Source organism: Brasilonema octagenarum UFV-OR1, from assembly GCF_963888615.1.
GTDB lineage: Bacteria > Cyanobacteriota > Cyanobacteriia > Cyanobacteriales > Nostocaceae > Brasilonema > Brasilonema sennae.
In genome coordinates this window covers 1-7,640 of sequence record NZ_CAWPKW010000162.1, presented here as the reverse complement: position 1 = coordinate 7,640, position 7,640 = coordinate 1, and the positions used below count along the sequence as shown (strand labels likewise).

The following is a 7,640-nucleotide window of genomic DNA, read 5'->3' as shown; positions in this document are numbered from 1 at the left end:
TTTTACAAGCGCAGATGGTCAGCCATATTCTCAGTGCTGTTCTGGATAAGCGTCCACTACTATGGGTTTGGCCTGTGTGGAGCGAATTCATATGGATCTGGGGCTGGTCTGTAGCAGGAGGCTTTCTGGCATGGCGTTATCGGAAGCTTTCGCTTTTAGGACTGGCGAACGGATTAACTCTTGGAGTTTTATACGGACTCAGTTTTGTCTTTATTACTCAGGGTGGTTGGGTACCGCTAGTTCCATCAGCATTGACTTTGCTGGTAACCAGCGGTAGTGTAGTGGCATCTCACGTCGCGTTACAGAAACAGCAGCGACTCAAGATTTCCAGATCACTGCTTGACAGGTTTGAACAGACCTGTTCACTCAAAGGTGAAGACATGACAAACGTGATAGCACGGCTAATCACTGACTACATTATTGAACAAAAGAAACTCCCTACTAGTGATACAGATGAACAAACTAAGAAGTCCAAAAACTAGGTAGTTCTGATTAGGGTGGCTCAAAGTTGCTTGCAAACAAAGTATGTTGCTGTGTGAAATTGACAACACGGTACGGTTGTGGAATCTGGATTTGGATGACTTACTCGCACGCGGTTGCGCTTGGGTGCATGATTATTTGAAGAATAACCGCAGTGTTCAGGATGAGGATCGTAAGCTGTGTGATGATGTTGGCACTCCCCGTCGGTGAGTTGGGTTGTGGAATGATACGTATGTTGCATTCATACGTGTTACCTCACCCTGCCCTGTCGGGCATCCCTCTCCTTATAAAGGAGAGGGAAAGTTACCTCATCCTGCCCTGTCGGGCATCCCTCTCGTTATTAAGGAGAGGGAAAGATTTTTACGCAGTAAAAAGTGAGGGTGAGGTTGGATTGCGGCGATCGCGCAAAGTACCTGCTTTTAGGTGGCGATCGCTCTTTAATTCAAAGCCAAGATTCTAAAGATAACGTTCTAACTTGCTGAATGCGGTCAAAGTCGCTATCAGCTGAGACTACGGTGAGATTGTGTTCTATGGCGATGGGCAAAGCCCCGCCAAGGGCGAACGCGTGTCGATTCAATTTCTTCAATAAGTAGTCGTTCAATAGTCACTGTGCTAAAGAAATTGGTAGGTGAGTAAGTAAGTCGTGGAGAAAATTTACAAGTATGTAACAAAGAGTTAAGCAGAAGAATTAGAGTTAAATATTACACGTTGCGTACTGTAATGTCCTTTTTCTCCTCTCGTTTGGACTCCATTAATAACGGCATAGGCAAGGTCTAACTCATCCTCAAAAGTTTTCGCGGCTAGTTCATCTTTTTTGAGATGTTGCCATTCCAATTCAATCGGGTTCATTTCTGAGCAATATTTGGGTAGAAAGAAGATGTACAAACCCATGTCTTTCCACTTTGACCATAATTGCTGTACTTCTTTACACCGATGAATCGGGCCGTTGTCCTGCACGATTACTCTGATGCGTCCTGTTTTTTGGGCTTCTGCGGCTTCCTGGTTCATCATCTGTATATAAGATTTGCGTGAAACGCCGCCAATGACCAAACCGTACACAAAACTAATTACGGGTTGAAGAAACCCAATAATACTTAACCTTCGCCCTCGGCATTTACTTTGCTCTAAGCGTTTTTGCTCGCCTCGGAAGTAATAGCTGTAGCTAGGTTCACTCCAGGCACAAAATCCTGATTCATCCATATACTTTAAATCTATTTCCCCAGCAGCCGCTGATAATTCCAGCATTTCTAAGTCTGCCTGTTTGATTTGCTGTATTACAGGATCTTGCTTTCCTTTGTGGCTTTTTCTAGTTCGCTTCCAAATGACCCCCTTTTTTTCAGTACCTGTCTTAACCAGTCAGGACTTAATTTTACCGAACGTTCTTGTTCTAATTTTTGGGCTAACTGAACGCTGTTATATGTACGTGGGTCTTTCTCTAAACATTCTTCTAAAAACACCATGTCAGTTTCCACCCACCTTGCTTTTCCTCCTCGCCCTGGTTTTTCCCAAAGCCCATTCATTCCTAGCTTTTGCCACTTATGCAAAACTTCTCGCACCGTTTGTGCAGTCCAGTTAAAGTGAGCCGCTATCTTCTCTATGTACCAACCATGTGCGCTCAATCTAATCACTTCTGCTCTGTCTTTCACTTTCTGCGGTACATCTGCCGTTCTCAGGTTGAAAAGAGTTTTATCTTGTTCTGGAGCCAGAAATACCCTTAAACGGCTGCCCATATCTCTGTTACCTTGGTAGACACATTATACGTATTTACTTATATTTACACAGTTTGGTTTTTTCACCTCGTTCTACTTACTAATTATCGATAACATTCTGAGTAGAAAGTTTAATCGAACAACATATGCAAAGCGTAACAGTACATTACCGTGTTGGAGAGGATGGTATTTTGCATTTAGATCTCCCGATCGGACTCACCAATGCAGAATTAGAAGTCACTGTCACATTTCAAGCTGTAACGTTAACAACTCAACAGAATATACCACAAGGTAAAGGCTGGCCCGCTGGTTTTTTTGAAGAGACTTTTGGAGTTTGTAAAGATGACCCCATAGTCATCGATTCTGAGGGGATTTTTGAAGATGGCGAAGAATTGGCATGAAGTATTTGTTAGATACAAACGTTTGCGTGAGATACTTAAATGGTGAATCTGATTTACTCAGGCGACGCCTACAAAGGACTAATTTAGAAGATATAGCAGTTTGTTCTGTCGTCAAGATGGAATTGTTTTATGGAGCAATGCGAAGCAATAATCCTGATGTGTCTTGGCGCAAATAGCAGAGGTTCCTTGAAGTTTTAGTTTCACTCCCTTTTGATGATATTGCTGCTTTGATAGCTGGAAGAGTTCGCGCTCAACTCGTTAATCTTGGTACACCCATCGGAGCTAACGATTTGTTAATTGCTTCTATCACTCTTGCTCATAACTTAACTTTAGTAACACACAATACTGATGAATTTTGTAGAGTAGAAGGATTACGTATTGAGGATTGGGAACTTGAGTAATAAGCTGTCGCGCTTTTAATTGCAGCAAAGGAGAATGCTGCTACAGTAAAGAACAGAATAACAGAATTTTGTTGTGGACAACTGTATTGCCAGAGCACCCACCTTCAGCGATCGCTTGAGAAATTATCTGCTGCCCCTTCATTTAACTTTGTTAAGAATCTTTAAGTAAATGCATAAGTCGATTTTCCTGACATGTATTTAAAACCAATGGAAAGACAAAGAGGTTAAGAGGAAACAAATTTACTCTTTTTCTCAACCTTTTCACGTGTCCAGATGCACACAGTTTATGACGATAAGTTCAAAACAGAAGAAAAACTTTAAGCTTTTCTTCCAATGACTTCATAAAAACAGTGTGCTTTGATACATGTAGTCAAATTGACTCAAAATTAACAAGGGGGCTGAAAATGTTTGCCTATACAGATCCAACAGGATCAGACTTTCTCAAAAGCCAAAATGCACTAGAGACATACAGAAACGATATTGATAGTTTCTACAGACGCTCTGCTTTAAGACCTAATTCTGCTTTTACCTTGCTGGAGGCGTTTGCTGGGCTAACTCCTGAGAAAGGGCTACAAGTCGAAACAATTACTTGGATTGCTTTTCCTAAACTGGCAAATAGACCATTCAATATCATCGATACTGATAGATTTAATTTACAAGATGAGTATGTTGAATGGCGTACTGAAACGAAAGATGGCAAAGTCACTCGTATTACTTTCACTACTGAGTTTCCTGAGTATTACCAAGCCTTAGCAAAAGTGAGTGCTGATGCTTTGATTGCAGGTGTTAAGAACACAATTCCAGGATCTAACCCAACAATTACAGAGTTATTTGGTGCGGGATTTAATCCTCGAACTGCTTCAGGGCGATCGCGTTCCAATCAATTCCGCCTGAATCTCCAAAAGAATCCCTGGAACAACGGACAGAAGGGAATTCTTTGCTTGACTCAAACAAATAACACAGCAGGTGCATTGTTCGCTTTAGTGGAACCTTGTGCAATCTCTAGATTTGATATTCCTGCAGCAGCAGTCTGTGGAAAAGTTTCTTGTGTACCGGGGCGTAACTCAGATCCAGCGATTTGTCAAGAAGCTCAAAATGCAGCCCGAGCCTCTTTTGGTTTAAGTCTACAAGATCCAGTTGGTATCAAAATGTTGAGACTGGAGGGTATTTGGAAAATTGGAGGACAAGAAATTGATATCAACGATACAAGCGAAAATCAAGGTGCTTGGGTCGTGAGTCGCAATGGTCGTCGTGCTGTCCTTGATTTGAGCAAAGGAGTGACTTTAGAGAATACACCAATCACTAGTGGAGCGCAAGTAGCAGCCAAACTCTCAGTAGGTGCAAATGTTATTTTAGCGCCAGAAGCAGTGCTTCCAGAATGGGCGCAAACAGGTGAAGAATCTTCTTCACGGTTGTTAAATGTTTAAATATAGGAGTTCTTCAATAATGCACAGACTTATCACTGTAGTCATCACTTTGCTACTCAGCTTTGTTTTCTCTACAAAAGTTGCGTTTGCTCAAGCAGCGCCAGTTTCTCTATTAGAACAAAAACGAGACGGGGCAACAGTTCAGCCGATCTCATCGGGTACATTAACATCTTTGGGCGATCCACTTTTTAAGCTTGTGCTTAAAGATCGTGCAAATGTCACCAATCTTGCAGAGATAGAAACATTAATCAAGGGTCAACAAGGGCAAGAGCAAACCTTTGTTGTTGATGAAACCATTGTTGATACTCGTCCAACAGTTGGTAATCGACCAGCAACACGAAGAGCAGTGGTAACTTTCACAGGTAGAAATCAAGGAGAAAGGCTAGATCGCAACGTCATGCTTTCTGTTTTCTTCACTTCTGAAAACTTTCCTGATGTGCAGTCTATTGAAGCTCTTGGCTGGGATGGACAACGGGGTCGTTACAACTACTATAAGCTTGATCAGCAAGGTACACCAGGAAGATTATCTTGGAAGTTTCGTGACTCATCCGTCCAAGCCGACTTACTCCAACCAGCACAACGTTCAGGAACTTGTTTGCAATGTCATGTCAATGGTGCGCCAGTGATGAAAGAACTGGCTCTTCCTTGGAATAACTGGCACTCTATCTCATTTGCAGCGAGTTACTTAAAATCAAACTGGAAGGTTGGTACAAATTCGCCCAGAATTGCCCAAAACTTAGGGGGGGCGGAACGCTTAGAAACTGGCTTCATTGCTCCAGCAATCAATGAGTTTAATAACAAGAGGATTGACGAGAGTATCGCCCGCAATAACGGTAGCCCAGTCACTAATCCTAATGGAAGTCAACAAATTACCACTGGAAAACGGTTGTTACGTCCTTTATTTGTGACAACTGAAGTGAATTTTATTAGTAGTAATCAACAAGTTGGAAGCCTGCATCCTTTTGGGAGTAGCGCTACACCGGGACCTTTTGCTGATGTCAAAATTCCCAATAGTTTCTTTCTCAACGCCAATTTCATTAATGGTAGCCCACCACAAAGTGTGCAAGGCTTAAAGATTGCAGAGAGTCTGAGATTTCAAGACATAGCCGTAGTTAAAGCTGATGAATATAGACAACTAGTGAATCGTTCTGGAGTGAAGCTGGATGGCAAGGCAGGAGATGCAAACTTTGCCTGGTTTGTGCCTGAACCCAGTCACGTTGACAACAGCATGATTGATCAACTCGTCAAAAGAGGAGTTATCACACCTGAGTTTGTCGCTGCTATTATGGCTGTTGATTTGGAAAAGCCAGTCTTCTCATCACAAAGACAAAAATTATTGCAGTTTATTCCAGACCAATTTAGCTTCCAGCCACTACAAGGAACTACAGACCCCTTTAGTGTTAAACGACACCCTGACGATTTAACTCAAAAAGTCATTGCTGCTTTAGCACAAGCAAACCCCACAAGTAATTCAGCCGAAGCTCAATTCTTAGCAATCCTTCGGAATAACAATCCTTTGCAAGTCCTCAAGGAACGGACTCAACAATACAGTAACAGTATTGATCAAAAGCTGAATAAGAGTGGTGCGACTGCTCGTCAAGCTGAACTCAAACGGCTTTATGATTTGACAGTCGCACGAAGAAGAGAAGTTTTAAGTGACCCAGTTTTGACAGCCCTCAATGAAACAGGAAACGAGCTTTTGCCTATTCCTGATACAACAGGGATAGCATCTGTAGCAACTGCTCAATAAACAAACTTTCCTTTTTTAAGGGGGGTTAGGCGGGATCTGAGCGTGATTTGACTCAAATTTTAGATCCCCCAACCCCCTTCACTAAATAATCATACCTCCACAGGCGTATCGGGTTGGTTCCCCCACTCATTCCAAGAACCGTCGTAATTGCGCACATTCTGATAGCCCAGCAAATACTTCAACACAAACCAAGTATGTGAGGAACGTCCCCCAATAGTGCAGTAGGTTATCACTTCTTTGTCAGGGGTAACGCCTTTGCTGCTGTATAAAGCGTACAGTTCTTGGGCTGATTTAAACGTCTCATCTTCATTTAGGGCTGATTCATACCGAATGTGAACTGCACCTGGAATGTGCCCTGCACGTTCTGTTCCTTCTGGCGGCTTCGTGCTGAACCATTCGCCGCGATACTCTTCGGGTGTGCGTACATCCACCAAAACACGATCCGACTTACCAATGCTCGCTTGCACTTGCTCCTGCAGTGCACGTATTCTTGAATCAAGGCGTTGTCCTGTATATGTTGTTGGCGTGATGGTTGGTGTTTGAGTCAACAGAGGGCGTTCTTCTACAAGCCATTTTTTGCGACTACCATTCATGACTCGCACATCATCATGCCCAAATATTTTTAAAAACCAAAACATAATAGGGGCGATCGCATTATGATTGCCATAAATAACGACAGTCGTATCATTTGCGATACCTGAACGTGCAAGTAGTTCTTCCAACGCCGTTTTATCAAAATTAAAACGGAAATCAGGTTGCAAGATGGTAGTGAATCCGTTCCAGAAAACAGCACCAGGAATGTGACCAGAGTCATAAGCTGTTGCATCCATGTCCGCTTCCACAAGACGCACTTTGGGGTCATGCAAATGCTCAGCAACCCACTCAGTCTCTACAAGAACTTCAGGATGAGCGTAATTTAACGGTGACATCAGCCGTGACTCCTTGCTGTGTAAATGTCGATGACGCTAGAGTAAAATTGATTTCCTAACTACGCCTAGTCCTCGAACGAGTACACCCAGTCACTTTTTTTGTAACTTATTTTCTGTAACTTAAATAGATGGCAAATTAAATGACAAATTCTTTGCAGTCTTTATTTCAAGCGATCGCTCATGCTCATGATGAGCAAGAACTACGACTGCACGTCATGGTTAGAATTGGTGAGTATTTTGTTGCTCAACGTTGGGGGCTTTTTTTCTTTGATCAGCTTCCCTTTGTCGAAACAAATCTTCAGGGCATTGTTAAATTAGCTTTATCTTTAGAACATAATCCCGTCTTGCGTTACGTAGTTGAGCATCATGCCCCAGTTCACGAAGAATTATTATTACCTCCTGGGGCATGGTCGATGATTTGTCCGCGTTCGGATCACGCGCATGTAATGGCTGGACCAATTGTTACTTATGGTCGCCTTGTGGGCGGAGTTGGGTTTACGCGCGTACGAGGTACTTCTGCGTTTAATACCCAGGAACTTACTG

At 42.7% G+C, this 7,640-nt stretch carries 8 protein-coding genes and 2 pseudogenes; 7 read left to right on the top strand and 3 right to left on the bottom strand.

Annotation, left to right across the window (positions count from 1 at the left end):
- Window positions 1-482 (top strand): CHASE2 domain-containing protein (locus tag AC5590_RS11225; protein WP_169268662.1); only part of this gene is annotated, 482 nt, incomplete at its 5' end.
- A gap of 43 nt (window positions 483-525) precedes the next feature.
- Window positions 526-690, top strand: a complete 165-nt coding sequence (locus AC5590_RS11220; protein WP_169268661.1) for a hypothetical protein — start codon at window positions 526-528, stop codon at window positions 688-690.
- A gap of 232 nt (window positions 691-922) precedes the next feature.
- Here the strand turns inward: AC5590_RS11220 and AC5590_RS11215 are convergent, their stop codons facing one another.
- Together AC5590_RS11215 and AC5590_RS11210 are read right to left on the bottom strand one after the other, a co-directional pair.
- Window positions 923-1,081 (bottom strand): hypothetical protein, encoded by a 159-nt coding sequence (locus tag AC5590_RS11215; protein ID WP_318284115.1) that lies wholly within the window; start codon window positions 1,079-1,081, stop codon window positions 923-925.
- Window positions 1,082-1,155: 74 nt separating this feature from the next.
- A protein-coding gene (locus AC5590_RS11210; protein ID WP_169268660.1) for an IS630 family transposase occupies window positions 1,156-2,210 on the bottom strand; the annotation gives its coding sequence in 2 pieces (ribosomal slippage) (window positions 1,156-1,815 and window positions 1,818-2,210; 1,053 coding nt in all).
- A 125-nt stretch (window positions 2,211-2,335) separates the two neighbouring features.
- On the opposite strand from AC5590_RS11210, the gene AC5590_RS11205 reads away from it, so the two are divergent.
- The 4 genes and pseudogenes from AC5590_RS11205 (at window position 2,336) to AC5590_RS11190 (ending at window position 6,168) form a co-directional block, all read left to right on the top strand.
- Window positions 2,336-2,590 carry a hypothetical protein gene (locus tag AC5590_RS11205; protein ID WP_169268659.1) on the top strand — a complete coding sequence of 85 codons (255 nt, stop codon included), beginning with the start codon at window positions 2,336-2,338 and terminating at the stop codon, window positions 2,588-2,590.
- Window positions 2,587-2,991 (top strand): annotated as a pseudogene (locus tag AC5590_RS11200) (type II toxin-antitoxin system VapC family toxin). Before AC5590_RS11205 ends, AC5590_RS11200 begins: the two are co-directional and overlap by 4 nt.
- Before the next feature lie 404 nt (window positions 2,992-3,395).
- Complete coding sequence (locus tag AC5590_RS11195; protein ID WP_169268658.1) at window positions 3,396-4,418, top strand: DUF8225 domain-containing protein; 1,023 nt, start codon at window positions 3,396-3,398, stop codon at window positions 4,416-4,418.
- 19 nt (window positions 4,419-4,437) lie between these two features.
- Window positions 4,438-6,168: a hypothetical protein gene (locus AC5590_RS11190; RefSeq protein WP_169268657.1), complete on the top strand. Its 1,731-nt coding sequence runs from the start codon at window positions 4,438-4,440 to the stop codon at window positions 6,166-6,168.
- Between the two features lie 89 nt (window positions 6,169-6,257).
- Here AC5590_RS11190 and AC5590_RS11185 read toward each other — a convergent pair whose 3' ends face one another.
- Window positions 6,258-7,097 carry a sulfurtransferase gene (locus AC5590_RS11185; RefSeq protein WP_169268656.1) on the bottom strand — a complete coding sequence of 280 codons (840 nt, stop codon included), beginning with the start codon at window positions 7,095-7,097 and terminating at the stop codon, window positions 6,258-6,260.
- 140 nt (window positions 7,098-7,237) lie between these two features.
- On the opposite strand from AC5590_RS11185, the pseudogene AC5590_RS11180 reads away from it, so the two are divergent.
- A pseudogene (locus AC5590_RS11180) lies at window positions 7,238-7,640 on the top strand (LuxR family transcriptional regulator); the annotation flags it as partial.